Here is a 19924-nt window from a genome sequence, read left to right as displayed (position 1 = left end):
GTCATCCGGGGAACGCGAGTCCGTCCACCCTGTCAGCGCCCGGGCCGTATCGTGACCGGCCGACACGATGGAAGGAACCGATGCCGTTCGAGCACGTCGCGGGGGTGGGCACCCGGATCTGGCGGTGGAGCCGCACCTCCGGGACGCAGCCGCGCCTGCTGCACGCCGCGAAGGCCGCTGCTGCTGCTGTCCTCGCCTGGTTCCTCGCCCGCCACGTCCCGGGCGTCGCCGCCGAGTACCCGTACTACGCGCCGCTCGGCGCGGTGGTGGCCATGCAGACGACGGTCTTCGCGGGGATCCGCAGTGGCGTGCAGACGCTCATCGGCATCGGACTCGGCATCCTCGTCGCCGGGTTCACGATGTGGGTGGGGGATCCGGGGTTCCTCGCGGTCGCGCTGGCCGTCGGGATCGGGGTGCTCATCGGCGGGTTCCGGGTGCTCGGCGAAGGGAGCTCGTGGGTGTCCACCGCGGCGCTGTTCGTCCTGCTCGTCGGGGGCGCCCACGCCGAGGGCTACTCGCTCGGGTACCTCGTGCAGATGGCGGTCGGGGTGGCGGTCGGACTGCTCGTGAACTTCCTGGTGTTCCCGCCGCTGCACTTCTGGGACGCCGAGCACCGCATCGACGCGGTCAACGGGGTCCTCGCCGACCACCTCGACGGACTCGCGGACGTGCTGGAGCGGGGCGAGCGCGACGAGAGGGCCTGGGACCGGCAGCAGGACCGGCTCGACCGGGCGATCGCGGACGTCCGCTCCCGGGTGTCGATCGCGCACGAGAGCCGCCGGCTCAACCCGCGCGGTGCACTCCGGGGGTCACGGGCGCGGCTGCAGGCGGACGGCGCACGCTTCCGCGCCCTCGAGCGGGTCGCCTGGTACACGACGGACCTCACGGAGCTGGTCGCGCGCTCCGGGCCGGTGTCGGCGGGGCTCGGCCGACCGGACCCGGCGTTCGCGGAACCGCTGGCCAAGGCGATGCGGCAGCTGTCCTGCGTCATCCGCGGGGACTGCCCGCAGGAGGCCGGGGACGACGCGATCGCCGAGGTCGAACGGGCGCTGGACGCGTCGCGCGAGAACCCGTCGCACGTGGCGGTGACGTCAGCGGCGCTCGTCGCGCTGCGGGGCGTCCTGGAGTCGGAGCGCCGGGCGACCGACGACCTCGACACCCGGACCGGCCCGTCGGCGTTCGGCCAGCCCCGCACCTGATCAGTCGGCGCGGGAGGCCACGACCCACCGTTCGATCGCGGATCGGCGGTGCGCCGGGGTGCGCCGCGGTCCGCCGGAGAACGAGCGCCGCCGTCCGTAGACTCGGACCGTGCCCGAGCAGCCCCGCATCGCCGTCCTCGGACCCGTGACGGTCGTCGGACCCACGGGTGTGCCGACGGCCGTGCCCGGCGCACTGGCGCGGTCGTTCCTCACCGCCCTGGTGCTGGCCCGCGGGCACGCGGTGACGACCGAGGCGCTCATCGACGAGCTCTGGCCGGCCGACCAGCCCCGCGGTGCCCGTGCAGCCCTGCAGACCCTGGTGTCCCGGCTCCGTCGCAGCCTGGCGGACGGCGTCGTCGTGTCCACGAGCACCGGGTACGCGCTCGGCTGCGCGCCGGACGACGTCGACCTCGTGCGGGCGGAACGCGTGGCAGGGGACGACGCCGACCCGGAGCGCGTCCGCGCCGTGCTCGACCTCTGGCGCGGGACTCCGGGAGCCGACGTCGACGGTGCCCTGGGCGAGGCGCTGGCCGAGCGCGCAGCAGCCGCCCGACGCGGACTCCGCCGGTCCCTCGGCACCGCGCTGCTCGACGCCGGGCACGCCGACGAGGCCGTCGGGGTGTGGACCGCCGAGGCGCAGGCGAACCCCTTCGACGAGGTCGCCGTCGCCGGGTGCATGCGCGCGCTGGTCGCTGCGGGACGGACGGCCGAGGCGCTCGCCGTGTTCGCGGCGCACCGCGACCGGCTCGCCGACGAGCTCGGCGCCGACCCCTCCGCCGACCTGGTGCGGCTCAACGCCGACCTGCTCCGCCGCTCGACGGCGGACACCGGCCGTGCCCGCCGCATCGGCCTGCGGGCAGCGCCGACCACGCTCGTCGGCCGGGAGGCGGACCTCGCCACCGTCTCGGACCTCCTGTCCCGCAACCGGCTGGTGACGATCCTCGGTGCGGGTGGGCTGGGGAAGACCCGCCTCGCGCAGGCGGTCGCCGCCGAGGTACCGCCCACCTGCGGGGTGGTGGTCTTCGAGCTCGCGCCCCTCACCACCGCCGAGGACATCGTGCCCGCGCTCGGCGCCCTGCTCGGCGTGGCCGAGTTCCGGTCCGCCCGGTCGCTGCGGGACGTCGTCGTCGCCGACCTCGCGGGACGCGTCACCCGGGCGTTCGCCGACGGCCCCACCGTGCTCGTGCTCGACAACTGCGAGCACCTCGTCGCCGAGGTCGCCCGGTTCGCCGCCGACCTGCTCGGCGCTGCCCCCGAGCTCCGGATCCTCACCACGTCGCGGGCACCGCTCGCCATCGCCGGCGAGGTCGTCGCACCCCTCGCACCCCTGCCGGTCGAGGCCGACGGTGCCGCGGTCCGGCTGTTCACCGAGCGCGCCCGCGCCGCCCGCCCCGGAGCTGTCCTGCCCGTGGACACCGTCCGCCGCATCTGCACGCGGCTCGACGGGTCCCCGCTGGCGATCGAGCTCGCCGCCGCCCGGATCCGCGGCATGGCGATCGACGACATCGAGCGCCGGCTCGACGACCGGTTCGCGCTGCTCCGCGGTGGGGACCGCAGTGCCCCGGAGCGGCACCGCACCCTCCTCGCCGTCATCGAGTGGAGTTGGCGGCTGCTCGACGAGGGCGCGCAGGACCTCCTCACCCGGCTGGCGCTGTTCCCGGACGGCCTCGTCGTCGACGCCGTCGAGGCCGTCGCCGCACCCGACCGCCGCGACGAGGCACTCGACGACCTGGCCGAGCTCGTCGAGCAGTCCCTCGTGCAGCTCGTCGAGCGAGAGGGCGACCCCGTCCGTTACCGCCTGCTCGAGACCGTCCGCGAGTTCGGCGCTGCCCGCCTCGACGAACGCGGCGCCACCGAGACCGTCCGCGCGGCGATGATCGCGTGGGGCCGCGCGTTCTCCGCCGACCGCAACCTCCTCACCCTGACCGGGTCGGTCCAGCTCGAACGGTTCCGCGAGGTCGGTCGCGAGGCCGACAACCTGGTGACCCTGCTCCGCTGGGCGCTCGGAGCGGAGAACCCCTCAGCCGTCGCACACCTGTTCGCCGTCCTCGGTGGCTTCTGGTCGCTGCGGGGCGCCCACGGCGAGGTCGTCGCGATCGCCCCGGAGATCGTGCCCGTGCTCCGCGGGATGCTCCCGGTACCGGACGAGGACCGCGCCGCCGTGGTGCTCGGCCTCGTCGTCACGGGGGCGTCGGCGTCGTTCACGGACCGGCGGACGGCGGCGGTCGCCGTGTCGACCCTGCGCCGGGCGATGCGCGCCGGGACCACCGGGTTCGCCGTCCTCGATGCCCAGGCGGCGCTGCTCCTGACGCTCGGGCGGCCCGCCGACGGCCAGGCGCTGCTCGCCCGGTACCGGGACGACGCCGACCCCGGCGTCGCGTGCCTGGCCAACATGCTCAGTGCGCCGCTCGCCGAGAACGACGGCGACTTCGAGGACGCCCTCCGGTACGCCGAGCGGGCCGCGGTGCTCGCCCGGGTCGCCGACGACGCCTGGACGACCGGCTCGGGAGCGGTCACGATGACGCAGCTCCTGGCGCAGACCGGCCAGCACGCCGCGGCGCTGCAGGCAGCCGAGGTCGCCCGCACCCAGCTCGAACGGTTCGGCGCCGACGACGACCTCTACGAGATCAGCTGGACGATCGGTCTCTGCGCGGCGACCACCGGGGACGTCGCGCGCGCCCGGGCGATCGCCGTCGACCTGCAGCACCGGCCGGTCCAGGCCCGGGGCGGGTTCGACGACGACCGGGCGCAGATCGGGGTGCTCGCCGTGGCGATCGCTGCCGAGTGCGCCCGCGCCGAGGGGGACACCCAGGCGGCGGCGGCCGGGTACGCGCGGGCGTGGGACGTCGTGCTCCCGTACCGGAAGCAGACGCCGCACTGGACCCTGATGGCGGGCGCGGCGCGACTCGCGGCGGAGGACGAGGCGGCGGTGGCCGCCAGCGCCGGAGCGGACCCGCGCCTCCAGGCCGTGGCGGCGGACACCGACGAGGGCCGCACTGACGCGAGCCGCACCGCCGCGGACCGCTTCGCCATCGCACGCCGCCTCCGCGTGGGGGCCCTGGTGATGCTCCGCCTCCACCCGTGGTGGCTCGACCTGCCCGTCATCGGGACCGCCTTCCTGGGCCTGGCGATCGCGACGGCCCGGACCGGGCGCCCCGAGCAGGCCGCACGGTGCTGGGCACTCGCCGCGCGGCTCGGCTCCCGGCAGGACTTCGGCGTGCTGCTCCACTCGCACGTCCGTCCGGTGCTGGCCGATGTCGTCGGTGCCACGGCGCTCGCCGACGCCGAGACGGCCTCGACCGGGTGGGACCGGGCCGAGGCCGTCGCAGCGGCGAGGCTCCTGCTCGAGGAGCTCCGCTTCACGCCTTCCGCATGTACGCCCGGACGGTGAGCGGAGCGAACACGGCGACGATCACCGCGGCACCGAGCAGGCTGATCCACAGGTCGCCGGTGACCGCGCCGTGGTTGATGAGGTCACGCACCGCGGTGATGAGGTGCGAGATCGGGTTGACCTCGGAGAACCAGCGGAGCCAGTCCGGCAGCGTGTCCGCGGGGACGAACGCGTTCGACAGGAACGTCAGCGGGAACAGCACCATGTTCGAGATGCCGGAGACGCTCGACGCGGTGCGCGCGATCACGCCGAAGTAGGCGAAGATCCAGCTGACCGCCCACGCCACCACGACGACCAGGAGCCCGGCGAGCACGACCGAACCGAAGCCGCCCTCGGGACGGAGGCCCATCGCGAAGCCGGTGGCGAAGGTGATCGTCGTCGCGATCGCGTAGCGGACGGTGTCGGCGAGCAGTGCGCCGGCGAGCGGTGCGATGCGGGCGATGGGCAGCGACTTGAACCGGTCGAACACGCCCTTGTCCATGTCCTCGCGGAGCTGGACGCCGGTGACGATCGACGACGTGATGTTCGTCTGCACCAGGATGCCCGGGATGATGATCGGCAGGTAGCTGCCGATGTCGCCGGCGATCGCGCCACCGAAGATGTACGTGAACATCACGGTGAAGATGATCGGCATCAGCGTGACGTCGAACAGCTGCTCGGGCGTCCGCCGGACCTTCACCAGGCCGCGGTACGCCATCGTGAAGGACTGCCGGACGGTGGCGCCGAGGCCGGAGCCGCCGATGCCCGGACGCGGCGTGACTCGGGGTGCAGTGGTGCCCGTGGTCGGGGTGATGGTGGTCATGCGATGCTCTCCTCGAGGTCGGCGGCGGACTCGTCCGCGGACGCCCGTGCGCCGGTGATGGTCAGGAAGACCTCGTCGAGCGTCGGCTTCTGCACGCTCATCTCGGCGAGGGAGATGCCCGCCTCGCGGAACGACACCAGCAGGTCGGTCACGCGGTCGGGGTCGGACATCGGTGCGGTGAGACGGGAGCCCTCGGGGCTCGCCACCGCGTCGACGCCGAGGGTGTTGCGGACGATCGCCCGCGCGGCGTCGAGGCGGAGGCCGTCGGTGAGGCGGAGCTGCAGCGACGCGGAGCCGATGGAGGCCTTCAGCTCGTCACTCGTGCCCTCGGCCACGACCCGGCCGTGGTCGATCACGGCGATGCGGTCGGCGAGCTGGTCGGCTTCGTCGAGGTACTGCGTGGTCAGGAGCACGGTCGAGCCGGTCGCGACGAGTTCGCGGATGGTGTCCCACATCTGCGAACGGGTGCGGGGGTCGAGGCCGGTGGTCGGCTCGTCGAGGAAGATCAGCGGCGGCTGCGCGATGAGGCTCGCCGCCAGGTCCAGCCGACGACGCATGCCGCCGGAGAAGTTCTTCAACGGACGCGCCGAGGCCTCGGTCAGCCCGAAGCGCTCGAGCAGCTCGACGGCCTTGCGCTTCGACTCGGCTCGGCTCAGTCCGAGCAGGCGCGCGAAGATCACGAGGTTCTCGGTCGCGCTGAGGGTCTCGTCGACGCTCGCGTACTGCCCGGTCACGCCGATCAGGGAGCGGACGAGCTGCGCCTCGCGCCGGACGTCGTGCCCGAAGACGCGGGCCTCGCCGGCGTCGGCCTTGAGGAGCGTCGCGAGCATCGAGATGGTGGTGGTCTTGCCGGCGCCGTTCGGGCCGAGCACGCCGTAGACCGTGCCGGCCTCCACGCGGAGGTCGACACCGTCCACTGCGCGGTTCGTCCCGAAGGTCTTCACGAGGCCGATCGCCTCGACCGCGAGCGGTGTGGTGGTCATGCGCCCAGGTCCTTTCGTGTGACTCGACGCGGTTCGTCGAGGTCGAGGACGATGCTGCCGCCGAGCGCTCACACGGCACTGACGTGTCGCTGACACCGGTGGACGGCGCGCGTCAGGCCGGTGCTGTGGAGGACTGCCTGGAGGCGCGCACCGGCCCCGGTACGGTGGTCGCGTGGACGAGACGGGCGGGATCGACGGCGGTGCGACCGGCGGCGGGGTGCGGCTGCGGCTCGACATCGCCTACGACGGGGCCGCGTTCTCCGGGTGGGCCCGGCAGCCCGGGCTCCGCACCGTGCAGGGCGCGCTCGAGACCGCGTTCGGCACCGTCTTCACCCGCTGGGGCGAACCGCCGCTCATCACCGTCGCCGGGCGCACCGACGCCGGGGTCCACGCCACCGGACAGGTCGCCCACGTCGACCTGTCCGCATCGCAGTGGGAGGCCCTCGGCACCAAGCGTTCGCCACTCGAGTCCCTGGTGCGACGGCTCAACGGTCTGGCCGGTCCCGACGGGGACGTCGTCGTCACCCGGGCATCGGTCGCGCCGGACGGCTTCGACGCACGGTTCTCCCCGCTCTGGCGGCGCTACTCGTACCGGATCGCGGACGCCGACGCCCCGCGCGACCCACGTCGGCGCGGGCACACCGTCTGGCACCCGACGCGACTGGACCCGGCGGCGATGGAGCGCGGTGCGCTGCGGTTGCTGGGGCTGCACGACTTCGCGACCTTCTGCAAGCCGCGCGAGGGCGCCACCACGATCCGGACGCTGCAGGAGTTCCGCTGGGACCGCGAGCCGGACGGCGTGCTGGTGGCGCGCCTCCAGGCCGATGCCTTCTGCCACTCCATGGTGCGTGCGATGGTCGGGGCGACCATCGCGGTCGGTGAGGGCCGGTTCGGGGCCGACCGTCTCGAGGAACTCCGCGTCGCCGAGACCCGGACCAGCGAGTTCAAGGTCGCACCCGCGAAGGGCCTGACGCTGACCGAGGTCGGGTACCCGGCCGACGAGGAGCTCGCCGCGCGGGCGACGCAGACCCGGGCCCGGCGCGTGGCAGAAGAACCCTCCGCTACCGTCGAGGGATGAGTTCCCGCGAACCCCGCTCCATCGTGTCCGTCGCACCCGGAGTGGTCTTCGTCGAGGGGCCCGTGTCGAACTGGGTCGTCCTGGCCGAGGAGGACGGGGTCGCCCTGATCGACGCCGGCTACCCGGCCGACACCGACCTCGTGCTCGACACCGTCCGCTACGCCGGGCACGACGTGGACGACCTGCGCCGGGTCTACGTCACCCACGGCCACGTCGACCACGTCGGTGGCATCCCCGGCATCCTGTCGCGGTACCCCGGGGTCGAGGTGCTCGCGCACGCCGACGAGCTCGACAACGTGCGCGGACCCGTGCGGCAGCAGGTGACCCCCGCGGAGATCGGTGGGCGGCTCGCAGCACCCCGGGTGCTCCGGTGGCTCGCACGCGCCGTCCGGTCCGAGGCGCTCCGTCCGACCACCGTGCCGTCCGCGCGGGCGTTCACCGGTGCGGACTTCGACGGGCGGGCGATCACCCCGTTCCCGGCGGTCGGTCACACCGACGGGTCCACCGCGTACCTGCTGCCCGCGGCGAACGCCATCGTCACCGGCGACGCCGTGGTGTCCCGGCACGACACCCAGCCGGCGTCGTGGGCGCCGCGGCCGCGGATGATCACGCCGTTCTTCACCGCCGACCAGGAGCGGGCGGTGGAGTCCGCCAGGGCGCTGCCGATGCCGGAGATCCTGCTGCCCGGGCACGGTCCGGCGGTGCACCGCGTCGGCGGGGAGTGGCTGCCGGTCGTCGCCTGACGCGGGCGGGCGACGCGACAGGCAGGCGAACCGGCCGCGTCCCGCGCCCCCGATGTGGGGTGGAACGGATCGTTCACCCGCCGGAAACCTGAGGGGCCCCGCAGCTCGGTAGCGTGCGCTCATGCACAGATCCGTCGGGCGCACTCTGCTGTGCGCCACCGCCGCGGCCGCGCTCCTCGCAGCGCCGCTCGTCTCCGTCTCCGCAGCCTCCGCGAACCCGGCCGGCACCGGCCTGGTCATCGCCGAGGCGTACCTCAAGGGCGGCAGCGCGAACCAGCCGTTCACCAACAAGTTCGTCGAGCTCGGCAACCCGACCGACAGCGCGGTCAGTGTCGACGGCTGGTCGGTGCAGTACCGCGCCGCCACCAGCACGGGTGCGCTCGCGGTCGGGAAGCTCAGCGGTTCCGTGCCCGCGCACGGCACCTACCTGGTGCAGATGGGCTCGAACGGCGCGAACGGCGAGGCCCTGCCCGAGGCGGACGCCGTCACCGGTCTGAACCCCTCCGGCTCGACGGGCACGCTCGTGTTGGCCGACCAGGCGACCCCGCTGACCCTGCCCGCGGGGTCGGTCGCCGCCGGGACGCCCGGGGTCGTCGACGCGCTCGGCTACGGCACGTCGAACACGTTCGAGACCGCGGTCGCGAAGGCCGGCACGGCGAACTCGGTGCCCGACGGGCTCACCCGCGCCGGGACGACCGACACCGACTCGAACGCTGCCGACTTCTCGGTCGAGACGACGATCACGCCGGAGAACGCGGCCGGCGAGACCGGCCAGCCGACAGACCCGACCGACCCGACCGACCCGACGGACCCGACGGACCCGACGGACCCGGGCACGCCGGCCGAGCAGGTCACCATCGCGCAGCTCCAGGGCACCGGTGACACCTCGCCGTACGCGGGCAAGGCCGTCACCACCGACGGCGTCGTCACCGCGGTCTACGCCACCGGCGGCTTCAACGGCTACACGATCCAGACCGCCGGCACCGGCGGAGCGCTCGACCTCGCCACGCACACCGCGTCCGACGCGGTCTTCGTCTACTCGTCGGCGACGGCCGGGAGCGTCTCGATCGGCGACGCCGTGCGGCTGACCGGCACCGTGTCCGAGTTCAACGGCCTCACCGAGCTGACCGTTCCGACCGCCGCGGGGCTCACGGAGCTCCCGGCCGCGGGTGTCGTGCAGCCCGTCCCGGCCACGCTCACGTTCCCCCGCACGGACGCGCAGCGCGAGTCGCTGGAGAGCATGCTCGTCGCCCCGCAGGGTGCCTACACCGTCGCCGACAACTACACGACGAACCAGTACGGCGAGGTCGTCCTGGCCTCGGGCACGAAGCGGCTGCTGCAGCCCACCGAGGTCGCCCGTCCGGGCAGCGCCGAGGCGGCAGCGGTGACCGCCGACAACGCGGCGCGCAAGGTCGTGCTCGACGACGGTGCGAGCACGAACTTCCTCAGCGCCGCGAACCAGTCGATCCCGGTGTCCTGGCTGACCCAGGGCCCCGTCACGGTCGGTGCCGCAGCCACGTTCGCGAAGCCGGTCGTCCTCGACTACCGGAACGACGCGTGGAAGTTCCAGCCGACGACGCCGATCACCGGCGCGACCCCGGCGGCGGACCTGCCCGCGGCGTTCTCGAACGTGCGCACCACCGCCCCGGAGAACGTCGGCGGTGACATCCGGCTCGCGGGCTTCAACGTCCTGAACTACTTCCCCACGACGGGCGACCAGCTCACCGGCTGCACCTACTACACCGACCGCGACGGCGACCCCGTCACGGTGCGCGATGGCTGCGACGCCCGCGGTGCGGCGAACGCCGACGACCTGGCACGCCAGCAGGTGAAGATCGTCAAGGCGATCAACGGCCTCGGTGCCGACGTCGTCTCCCTCGAGGAGATCGAGAACTCGGCTCGCTTCGGTCAGGACCGCGACGCCGCCGTGGCGACGCTCGTCGCCGCGCTCAACACGGCCACCGGCAAGGACACCTGGGCGTACGCGAAGTCGCCGGCGAAGACCCCGGCGAGCGAGGACGTCATCCGCCTCGCGCTCATCTACAAGAAGGACCGCGTCCAGCCGGTCGGCGCCTCGACGATCCTGACCGACTCCGCGGCGTTCGCCAACGCACGGCAGCCGCTCGCGCAGGCGTTCGCGCCGGTGACGACGAAGCCGGGCAAGGGCAAGGGCAAGGGCAAGGCGCCGAAGCCGTCGGCGAAGGACACCTTCCTGGTGATCGCGAACCACTTCAAGTCGAAGGGTTCGGGCACCGGGGCGGACGCCGACCAGGGCGACGGTCAGGGCGCGTCGAACAACTCCCGGGTGGAGCAGTCGAAGGCACTCGTCGCGTTCTCGACCGCCATGCAGCGCCAGGCCGGCACCGACAAGGTGTTCATGCTCGGCGACTTCAACGCCTACAGCCAGGAGGACCCGGTCACCGTCCTCGACCAGGCCGGCTACACGGACCTCGGCCCGACCCGCGACGCGTCCGAGTGGTCGTACGTGTTCGGTGGGCTGAGCGGCTCGCTCGACCACGTGTTCGCCTCCCCGGCCGCACTGCAGACCGTCACGGGGGTGGACATCTGGAACATCAACTCGGTCGAGTCGGTCGGCCTGGAGTACAGCCGCTACGACTACAACGTCACGGACCTCTACAAGGACGACGTCTACCGGGCGAGCGACCACGACCCGATCCTGGTCGGCATCGACCTGCCCGGCGTCGGCGCCCCGGGAGGGAGCGACCCCGGACACGGCGGCGGCCCGGGCCACGGCGGCGGTCCGATCGCGGACGCGCTCGCCGCGATCGCGGCGCTGATCGCCTGGTTGCGGAGCCTGTTCGGCTGACGGGCGTGACGACCTGACGGCCTGGAGGCGCGGTGCCGGCTGGCACCGCGCCTCCAGGCCGTCGCTGTCCTGGTTTGACCACCGTGACCCGCGTCCGGTAGGCTCTCACCTTGGTCTGCGTGCCCCGCGCGCAAGACAGTCAGATGAGCCCTCCACCCGGGTGTTCCACCGGCTTCTGCCGCACGGAACCCCGACCGGAGCGGGATTCACGGACTCCTCACCTCGACACGAAAGCAGCACTCCTGTGACTCGCACGTTCTCACCGAAGCCGGCAGACGTCCAGCACGACTGGATCGTCATCGACGCGACCGACGTCGTCCTCGGCCGTCTCGCCTCGCACGTCGCCGCCCTCCTCCGCGGCAAGCACAAGGCCACCTTCGCCCAGCACATGGACATGGGTGACTACGTCATCATCGTGAACGCGGACAAGGTCGCCCTGACCGGTTCCAAGCTCGCCAAGAAGGTCTACTACCGCCACTCGGGCTACCCGGGCGGCCTCACGGCGACCTCCTACCCGGAGATGCTCGAGAAGCACCCCACCCGCGCCGTCGAGAAGGCGATCCGCGGCATGCTCCCGAAGAACACGCTGGGCCGTGAGCAGCTCAAGAAGCTGAAGGTGTACGCGGGTGCCGAGCACCCCCACGCCGCGCAGCAGCCCAAGACGTACACCTTCGACCAGGTCTCGCAGTAACAGCGGCCACGACGACTTCCAAGGACTAGAGAAAACTCATGGCTCAGATCGCTGACTCCCTCGACCAGACCCCGGAGAGCTTCACCACGGAGAGCGCACCCGCCGCTGCCGAGGCTGCTCCCCGTCAGATCCTCAACGTCTCCGGCGGTGCCGTCGGGCGCCGCAAGGAGGCCATCGCGCGTGTCCGTCTCGTGCCGGGCTCCGGTGCGTTCACGGTGAACGGCCGCACGCTCGAGGACTACTTCCCGAACAAGCTGCACCAGCAGCTCATCAACGACCCGTTCAAGGTGCTCGAGCTCCTCGGCTCGTACGACGTCGTCGCCCGCATCACCGGTGGCGGCCCCTCGGGTCAGGCCGGGGCGCTCCGCCTCGCCATCGCCCGCACCCTGAACGAGATCGACCGCGAGAACAACCGCGCGACCCTCAAGAAGGCCGGCTTCCTCACCCGTGACGCTCGCGTCATCGAGCGCAAGAAGGCCGGTCTCAAGAAGGCCCGCAAGGCGTCGCAGTTCTCGAAGCGCTAGTCGCCACCGGCTGAAGATCGCCATGCCGCGTCTGTTCGGTACCGACGGGGTTCGTGGTCTCGCCAACGGCGAGCTGACGGCCGCGCTCGCACTGGGTCTTGCCCAGGCGAGCGCGGCCGTCCTCACACACGGACACCACGCCGACGCCCGCCGGGCGTCCGGCCGCCCGCGCCCCCGCGCGGTCCTGGCGCGCGATCCGCGCGTCTCCGGCGAGTTCCTCGGTGCCGCGGTCGCGGCCGGGCTCGCCTCCGCCGGCGTCGACGTGCTCGACGCCGGGGTCATCCCGACCCCCGCTGCGGCCTTCCTCGTCGCGGACATCGACGCCGACTTCGGCGTGATGATCTCCGCGTCGCACAACCCCGCACCCGACAACGGGATCAAGTTCTTCGCCACGGGCGGCCGGAAGCTCCCGGACGAGGTCGAGGACCGCATCGAAGCGGCCATGCACGACCACTCCGCCCCGACGCCCACCGGTGTCGACGTCGGCCGGATCACCCGGTTCGCCGACGCCGAGGACCGCTACGTCGTCCACCTGCTCGGCACGCTGCCGAACCGGCTCGACGGCATCCACGTCGTGCTCGACTGCGCGAACGGCGCCGCAGCCGGGGTCTCGCCCGAGGTGTTCGTCAACGCCGGCGCGAAGGTCACCCTCATCGGTGCCGAGCCGGACGGCATGAACATCAACGACGGCGTCGGCTCGACCCACATCGACAACCTGGCCCGCGCGGTCCTCGCGCACGGGGCCGACGTGGGGATCGCGCACGACGGCGACGCCGACCGGTGCCTCGCGGTGGACGCCGCCGGCAACGCGATCGACGGCGACCAGATCATGGCGATCCTCGCGCTGTCGCTGCAGGAGCGCGGCCACCTGAAGGACGACACCCTCGTCGCGACGGTCATGTCGAACCTCGGGCTCAAGCGGGCGATGGCCGACGCGGGCATCACCGTGATCGAGGCCGGCGTGGGCGACCGCTACGTCCTCGAGAAGATGAACGAGGGCGACTTCTCGCTCGGCGGCGAACAGTCCGGCCACATCATCTTCAACGAGTACGCCACCACGGGCGACGGCATCCTCACCGGGCTGCACCTCGTCGCCGAGATGGCGCGCACGGGTCGGTCGCTGCACGAGCTCGCCTCGTGCATGACGGTCTTCCCGCAGGTGCTCGTGAACGTCCGCGGTGTCGACCGGCACGGGCTCGCCGACCAGGGCGTGCAGGACGCGATCGCCGCGGCCACGACGGACCTCGGTGACACCGGGCGGGTGCTGCTGCGTCCGTCGGGCACCGAGCCCGTCGTCCGCGTGATGGTCGAGGCCGCCTCACAGGAGGACGCGCAGCGCATCGCCGACGAGCTCTCCGCCGTGGTGCAGGAGCGCCTGGCGCTCGACGCCGCGTAGGGCTGCCCTCCGCTCCGGCCGCGCTGGACGTGCCGTGCTCTGCAAAACACCGGTGTTCGTCTGCTGAACCCCCGCATGTCGGGGTTCGGCGCACGAACACCGGTGTTTTGCGTGCCCGCCATCGCTCGCCGCAGCCGGCGCCCGTCAGATCTTGCGGAGCAGCACCGAGTTCACCTTGTGGTTCGCGCCCTTCTTCAGCACGAGGGTCGCCCGGGAGCGGGTGGGCAGCACGTTCTCGAGCAGGTTCGGCTCGTTGATCGCCCGCCAGACCTCGGTCGCGGTGCGGACGGCGTCCTCACGGGAGAGCGACGCGAAGCGGTGGAAGAACGAGTCCGGGCTCGAGAACGCCTCTTCCTGCAGGGCCAGGAACCGGTCGACGTACCAGGACTCGATGTCCTTCGTCTTCGCGTCGACGTAGATGGTGAAGTCGAACAGGTCCGACAGCGCCAGACGGCCGTGCACCGGCGGCGCGAGCACGTTGAGCCCCTCGACGATGAGGACGTCCGGCTGCCGCACCACGATCTCGGCGTCGGGCACGATGTCGTAGACGAGGTGCGAGTAGTACGGCGCGCGAACCTCGGCAGCGCCGCTCTTGACCTGGCTCACGAAGCGCAGCAGGGAGCGGCGGTCGTACGACTCCGGGAAGCCCTTGCGGTCCATGATCCCGCGTCGTTCCAGTTCGGCGTTCGGGTACAGGAACCCGTCCGTCGTCACGAGCTCGACCCGCGGGGTGTCCGGCCACCGCTTCGTCAGTTCGCGGAGCAGTCGGGCGACGGTGGACTTCCCGACGGCGACGGAGCCGGCGACACCGATCACGAACGGCGTGCGTCCGGCGCGTTCGCCGAGGAACCGGCTCGTCTCGGCGTGCAGGTTCCGCGCCCCGGCGGCGTACAGCGTGAGCAGACGGGAGAGGGGCAGGTAGACCTCTTGCACCTCCTGCATGTCCAGTCGGTCGCCGAGTCCGCGCAGCTGCACGATCTCGGTCTCGGTGAGCGAGAGGTGCTCCTTGGGGGCCAGTTGCGACCACTCGCCGCGCGGGATCTCCACGAACGGAGTGGGGTGCGCGACGGTCGTCTCCGGGATCGGCATGGGATCGAGCGTACCCAGGTGGTGGCGGTGCGGACTGGAGGCGCGGATCACGTGCGCGGGTCCGCTCACGCGATCCGCGCCTCCAGTCCGACAGTCGTGTGTGCGATCGGACCGCAGCCCACGTCGTCAGGCGGGGAGGGCGGCCTCGATCGCTGCGATGACCTGCGGCGCATCCGGCTTGGTGGTGGGACGGAAGCGGGAGACCGTGCCGTCCGGCGCGATGAGGAACTTCTCGAAGTTCCAGGTGACACGACCGGCCTTGCCCTCGGCGTCCGGGGTCTCCTTGAGGGCCTTGTAGAGCGGGTGCGCGCCCTTGCCGTTGACCTTGACCTTCTCCGACATCGGGAAGGTGACGCCCCACGTGGTGGAGCAGTACTCGTCGATGGCCTCGGAGGAGCCGAGCTCCTGCAGGAACTGGTTGCTCGGGAAGCCGAGGACCGTGAAGCCGCGCGGGCCGTACTCCTTCTGGAGTGCCTCGAGCTGTTCGTACTGCGGGGCGAGGCCGCAGCGCGAGGCCACGTTCACCACGAGCACCGCCTTGTCCGCGTAGGCGGCGAACGTGGTGTCCTCGCCGTGCAGTGTCGTGATCGCGATGTCGTCGAACCGTCCCATGTGCCAAACGTTATCCCCAGCCCTGCCCGTTCGCAGGGTGGGCGCCCAGGCAGACCGTAGGATCGATGCCATGTGTGGAATCGTCGGCTACGTCGGCAGCAACAGCAGCCAGGACGTGCTCCTCGGTGGTCTTCGTCGTCTCGAGTACCGCGGCTACGACTCGGCGGGCATCGCCGTGGTCGACGGCTCGCAGGAACTCGCCTCCGCGAAGAAGGCGGGCAAGCTCCAGGCCCTCGTCGACGAGCTCGAGGCGCATCCGATCGCCGACGGTGGCACGGGCATCGGCCACACCCGCTGGGCGACCCACGGCGGCCCGACCGACGGCAACGCGCACCCGCACCTGGCGGACGGCGGCAAGCTCGCCCTCATCCACAACGGCATCATCGAGAACTTCTCCGAGCTCCGCGCCGAGCTCCAGGCCGAGGGTGTCGAGTTCCTCAGCGAGACCGACTCCGAGGTCGCGGCGCACCTCGTCGCGCGGGCCTTCCGCGACACCCACGACCTGACGAGCGCGATGCAGCAGGCCGTGCAGCGCCTCGACGGTGCCTTCACGCTCCTCGTCGTGCACGCCGACCAGCCCGGTGTCGTCGTCGGTGCCCGCCGCAACTCCCCGCTGGTCGTGGGGCTCGGCGACGGCGAGAACTTCATGGGCTCCGACGTCGCGGCGTTCGTCGCCTACACGCAGCGCGCCCTGTCGATCGGTCAGGACGAGATCGCCACGATCCGCCCCGACGGCGTCGACGTCATCCACTTCGACGGCACCCCGGCCACGCCGAGCGAGTTCGAGGTGAACTGGGACGCGTCCGCCGCCGACAAGGGCGGCTGGACGTCCTTCATGGCGAAGGAGATCAGCGAGGAGCCCGAGGCCGTCGCGAAGACGATCCTCGGCCGCGTGCACGACGGCGCCGTCACCCTGACCGACCTCGACCCGATCGCCGAGCGGCTCGCCTCGGTCGACCGCGTCATCGTGATCGCCTGCGGCACGGCTGCCTACGCCGGCATCCTCGGCAAGTACGCCATCGAGCAGTGGGCCCGCGTGCCGGTCGAGGTCGAGCTCGCGCACGAGTTCCGCTACCGCGACCCGGTGCTCGACGAGCGCACCCTCGTGGTCTCGATCAGCCAGTCCGGCGAGACCATGGACACGCTCATGGCGGTCAAGTACGCCCGCGAGCGGGGCGCCCAGGTGCTCTCGATCTGCAACACCCAGGGTGCGACGATCCCGCGCGAGTCCGACGCGGTGATCTACACGCACGCCGGGCCCGAGGTCGCGGTCGCGTCGACGAAGGCGTTCATCGCGCAGGGCGTCGCGCTGTACCTGCTCGGACTGCACCTGGCGACCCTGCGGGGGACGCTCACGTCCGAGCAGATCGCCGAGCAGGTCGCCGAGCTCGAGGGCCTCGCCCCGAAGCTGCAGCAGACCATCGACGACGCGTCCGGCATCAAGGACCTCGCCCGGTGGATGGCGGACACGCGCAGCGTCCTGTTCCTCGGCCGCCACGTCGGGTACCCGATCGCGCTCGAGGGTGCGCTGAAGCTCAAGGAGCTCGCGTACATCCACGCCGAGGGCTTCGCCGCCGGTGAGCTCAAGCACGGGCCGATCGCTCTCATCGAGCCCGGCCAGATCGTCTTCGTGATCGTGCCGTCGCCGCGTGACCCGCGGTCGCTGCACCCGAAGGTCGTCTCGAACATCCAGGAGATCCGCGCCCGCGGCGCCCGGGTCATCGCCATCGCGGAAGAGGGCGACGCCGCCGTGCTGCCCTTCGCCGACGAGGTGCTCCGCATCCCGCTCGCGACGCCGCTGTTCGAGCCGCTGCTCGCCGTGGCCCCGCTGCACATGTTCGGCATGGAGCTCGCCGCGGCCAAGGGCCTCGACGTCGACCAGCCGCGCAACCTCGCGAAGTCGGTCACCGTCGAGTAGTCGGCGATGATCATCGGCATCGGGGTCGACGTGGTCGACCTGGAGCGGTTCGAGCTGGTGCTCGACCGCACTCCGGCGATGCGTGCACGACTGTTCACGCCGTCGGAGCTCCTCCGCGACGGGGAGCCTCGTCCGATCGCGTCCCTCGCGGCGCGGTTCGCCGCGAAGGAAGCGCTGATCAAGGCATTCGGGTCGAGTGCGGGGTTGAGCTGGCAAGATCTCGAGGTCGTCTCCGACGACCAGCGGAACCCGTCGCTGACGCTCCGTCGGTCCGCGCAGGACGTCGCGTCGGCGCGCGGCGTGGCGAGCGTGCACCTCTCGCTGTCGCACGACGGCGGGATCGCGACGGCGTTCGTGGTGTTGGAAGGAATGGTTCAGTGAGCGCGTTCACCGGGATCACGGTCGACCGGGAGGCCCTGATCGCCAACTACGCGACGGTCGCCGAGCGGGTGGCCCCGTCCGGCGTCATCGCGGTCGTCAAGGCGAACGCGTACGGCCACGGCGCAGCGGATGCTGCACAGGCGTTCGTCGACGCCGGCGCGGAGTGGCTCGGCGTCGCGGACATCGACGAGGCGATCGCGCTCCGCGAGGCCGGCATCGACGAGGGGGTCCGCATCCTCGCCTGGCTGCACGCGCCGGACGAGGACTTCCGCCGCGCAGCCCGTCACGGTGTCACCCCCGCGGTCTCGAGCGTCTCGCAGCTGGCCGCTGCCGCAGACTCCGAGGTGCCGGCGGTGCACATCTGCGTCGACACGGGCCTCAGTCGCAACGGCGCGGTCGAGTCCGAGTGGGACGAGCTCTTCCGGACCGCCGGTCGACTTGCCCGCAGTGGCAGCCGGACGCGCGTCGAGGGGCTCATGTCGCACCTGTCGAACGCCTCCCGCACGGACGACCTCGACCAGGACGCCGCACTCCAGCGGGCGCTCGACGGCCTGGCTGCGAACGGCATCGTGCCGGACATGGTGCACCTCGCCGCCAGCGCCGCGAGCATCGCCGTCCCGGAGACCCGCCACGACCTCGCCCGCGTCGGACTGGCGCTGTACGGACTGAGCCCCTTCCCGGACCGGACCTCGGCGGACCTCGGCCTCCGTCCCGCGATGCGTGTGACCGCGGCGGTGCTCCGCACGGTTCCGGTCCGGGCCGGCGAGGGGGTCAGTTACGGCTACACCTGGCGCGCCGAGACGGACACCCGGCTGGCGGTCATCGGCCTCGGGTACGCCGACGGCTTCGACCGCGACTTCGGGAACCGGGTGTCGGTGCGGATCGGTGACCGGACGTTCCCGGTGGTCGGACGTGTGGCGATGAACGCGATGCACGTCGACATCGGCGACGCAGACGTGCGGGTCGGCGACGAAGCCGTGCTGTGGGGCGACCCGGCGAACGGCGACCCGGCGGTCGAGGACTGGGCGGCGGCCGTCGGCACGATCAACTACGAAGTGGTCGCACGGGTCGGCCGGAGCGTGGAACGGAGGACGACGTGAACGCGCCGCTGCGCCGGGCTGAGATCGACCTCGACGCCTACCGCGCCAACCTCGACCTGGTCCGTGAGTGGATGGACCCCGTCGAGCTGATGGCGATCATGAAGGCCGACGCCTACGGGCACGGTCTCGAACCGATCGCCCTCGCCGCGGTCGACGCCGGCATCCGCTGGATCGGGGTCCTGACGGTCCCCGCGGCCCTCCGACTCCGGTCGATCGGCGTGGGCGAGGACGTGCACCTCTTCACGTGGCAGCACGACCCGGCGCTCGACTTCCGCGACGCGATCGACTCGGCGGTCGACCTGGGCGTCTCGAACGTCGCCGAGCTGCAGCGCGTGGTCGACGCGGTGGACCAGCGTCCGGCGCGGGTGCACCTGGGTGTCGACTCCGGCCTGCACCGCGACGGGGCCACTCCGGAGGCCTGGCCGGAGCTCGTCTCGATGGCGGTGGACGCCCAGCGTGCCGGCCGGATCGAGGTCGTCGCCGCCTACACGCACCTGGCCGAGTCGTCCGACGCCGAGGACGCCTCCGCGGTCGCGGTGTTCGACGCGGCGGTGGAGCAGGCCGAGGACCTCGGGCTCGACGTGCCGATGGAGCACGTCGCCGCCTCGCTCGCCGGGCTGGAGCGCAAGGAGTTCCGGAAGGACATGGTCCGGATGGGCGCCAACCTGTTCGGCATCCCCGGTGCCGACGGCGTCTCGGCCGCCGACCTCGGGCTCGAACCCGTGATGACGTTGACCGCCTCGGTGGCGAAGACCAAGCGGGTGCCCGTCGACACGGGCGTCTCCTACGACTACACGTACCGGACCACGGCGGAGACGACCCTCGCGCTCGTGCCTGTCGGCTACGCGGACGGTGTGCCGCGCCTCGCGCAGGGCCGGGTCGAGGTCGCGATCGGCGGGAAGCGCTACCCGATCGCGGGCCGTGTCGCGATGGACCAGTTCCTGGTGGACGTCGGCGACGACGACGTGCAGGTCGGCGACACCGTCGTGCTGTTCGGCACCGGCGAGCACGACGAGATGACCGTCCTCGAGTGGGGCGAGGCGCTCGGCACCATCGGCGAGGAGATCGTCTGCCGGATCGGCACCCGCGTGCCCCGGTTCTACGAGGGGCACCGCGTGGAAGGGCACGTGGCCGAGTACCTGCGGGGAGAGCGGCCGTGACCGAGCAGCCGCGGGTGCTGTTCGACGCCA

At 72.2% G+C, this 19924-nt stretch carries 16 protein-coding genes; 12 read left to right on the top strand and 4 right to left on the bottom strand.

Translation table 11 applies throughout. The features are described 5' to 3' along the window. The first annotated feature begins 80 nt into the window (after window positions 1–80). Window positions 81–1199, top strand: coding sequence for an FUSC family protein (locus BLT36_RS01150; RefSeq protein WP_092091203.1), 1119 nt, complete (start codon window positions 81–83; stop codon window positions 1197–1199). 109 nt (window positions 1200–1308) lie between these two features. Further along, a complete protein-coding gene (locus BLT36_RS18540) occupies window positions 1309–4590 on the top strand; it encodes an AfsR/SARP family transcriptional regulator (protein ID WP_092091201.1) in 3282 nt (1093 codons plus the stop codon). Here BLT36_RS18540 and BLT36_RS01140 read toward each other — a convergent pair. Together BLT36_RS01140 and BLT36_RS01135 are read right to left on the bottom strand one after the other, a co-directional pair. Further along, window positions 4559–5392, bottom strand: a complete 834-nt coding sequence (locus BLT36_RS01140; protein ID WP_092091198.1) for an ABC transporter permease — start codon at window positions 5390–5392, stop codon at window positions 4559–4561. The genes BLT36_RS18540 and BLT36_RS01140 overlap by 32 nt on opposite strands. Next, a complete protein-coding gene (locus tag BLT36_RS01135; protein ID WP_092091196.1) occupies window positions 5389–6375 on the bottom strand; it encodes an ATP-binding cassette domain-containing protein in 987 nt (328 codons plus the stop codon). The genes BLT36_RS01140 and BLT36_RS01135 overlap by 4 nt, the downstream gene beginning before the upstream one ends. A gap of 172 nt (window positions 6376–6547) precedes the next feature. Between BLT36_RS01135 and truA the strand changes: the two genes are divergently transcribed. The 6 genes from truA to glmM all read left to right on the top strand — a co-directional run bounded on the left by truA (window position 6548) and on the right by glmM (window position 13634). After that, window positions 6548–7453: a tRNA pseudouridine(38-40) synthase TruA gene (truA, locus tag BLT36_RS01130; protein WP_254787265.1), complete on the top strand. Its 906-nt coding sequence runs from the start codon at window positions 6548–6550 to the stop codon at window positions 7451–7453. Further along, complete coding sequence (locus tag BLT36_RS01125) at window positions 7450–8196, top strand: MBL fold metallo-hydrolase (protein WP_092091194.1); 747 nt, start codon at window positions 7450–7452, stop codon at window positions 8194–8196. The genes truA and BLT36_RS01125 overlap by 4 nt, the downstream gene beginning before the upstream one ends. 121 nt (window positions 8197–8317) lie before the next feature. After that, window positions 8318–11023, top strand: a complete 2706-nt coding sequence (locus tag BLT36_RS01120; RefSeq protein WP_092091192.1) for an ExeM/NucH family extracellular endonuclease — start codon at window positions 8318–8320, stop codon at window positions 11021–11023. A 244-nt stretch (window positions 11024–11267) separates the two neighbouring features. Beyond that, window positions 11268–11714, top strand: coding sequence for a 50S ribosomal protein L13 (gene rplM, locus BLT36_RS01115; RefSeq protein ID WP_071292521.1), 447 nt, complete (start codon window positions 11268–11270; stop codon window positions 11712–11714). Window positions 11715–11752: 38 nt separating this feature from the next. Next, window positions 11753–12238, top strand: coding sequence for a 30S ribosomal protein S9 (gene rpsI / locus BLT36_RS01110; protein WP_092091190.1), 486 nt, complete (start codon window positions 11753–11755; stop codon window positions 12236–12238). Window positions 12239–12260: 22 nt separating this feature from the next. Beyond that, window positions 12261–13634, top strand: coding sequence for a phosphoglucosamine mutase (glmM, locus tag BLT36_RS01105; RefSeq protein WP_092091188.1), 1374 nt, complete (start codon window positions 12261–12263; stop codon window positions 13632–13634). A 144-nt stretch (window positions 13635–13778) separates the two neighbouring features. On the opposite strand, the gene coaA is transcribed toward glmM, so the two are convergent. Next, window positions 13779–14723: a type I pantothenate kinase gene (gene coaA / locus BLT36_RS01100; RefSeq protein WP_092091187.1), complete on the bottom strand. Its 945-nt coding sequence runs from the start codon at window positions 14721–14723 to the stop codon at window positions 13779–13781. A gap of 126 nt (window positions 14724–14849) precedes the next feature. After that, window positions 14850–15335, bottom strand: a complete 486-nt coding sequence (locus BLT36_RS01095) for a glutathione peroxidase (protein ID WP_092091185.1) — start codon at window positions 15333–15335, stop codon at window positions 14850–14852. A 70-nt stretch (window positions 15336–15405) separates the two neighbouring features. Between BLT36_RS01095 and glmS the strand changes: the two genes are divergently transcribed. From glmS to alr (BLT36_RS01075), 4 genes are read left to right on the top strand one after another with little or no spacing between them, the layout of a single operon-like run. Further along, a complete protein-coding gene (glmS, locus tag BLT36_RS01090) occupies window positions 15406–17253 on the top strand; it encodes a glutamine--fructose-6-phosphate transaminase (isomerizing) (protein ID WP_092091183.1) in 1848 nt (615 codons plus the stop codon). Window positions 17254–17259: 6 nt separating this feature from the next. Beyond that, entirely contained in the window at window positions 17260–17634 is a 375-nt protein-coding gene (locus tag BLT36_RS01085; protein ID WP_092091180.1) for a holo-ACP synthase, read from the top strand. Next, a complete protein-coding gene (gene alr, locus BLT36_RS01080) occupies window positions 17631–18734 on the top strand; it encodes an alanine racemase (protein ID WP_092091178.1) in 1104 nt (367 codons plus the stop codon). The genes BLT36_RS01085 and alr (BLT36_RS01080) overlap by 4 nt, the downstream gene beginning before the upstream one ends. Continuing rightward, a complete protein-coding gene (alr, locus tag BLT36_RS01075) occupies window positions 18731–19894 on the top strand; it encodes an alanine racemase (RefSeq protein ID WP_175529434.1) in 1164 nt (387 codons plus the stop codon). Before alr (BLT36_RS01080) ends, alr (BLT36_RS01075) begins: the two co-directional genes overlap by 4 nt. Window positions 19895–19924 lie beyond the last annotated feature (30 nt).

The organism is Curtobacterium sp. UNCCL20, from assembly GCF_900101675.1.
In the GTDB taxonomy this organism is placed as follows: domain Bacteria; phylum Actinomycetota; class Actinomycetes; order Actinomycetales; family Microbacteriaceae; genus Curtobacterium.
Note: the sequence above shows the minus strand (reverse complement) of the source record. Positions and strands in the feature narration are given on the sequence as shown.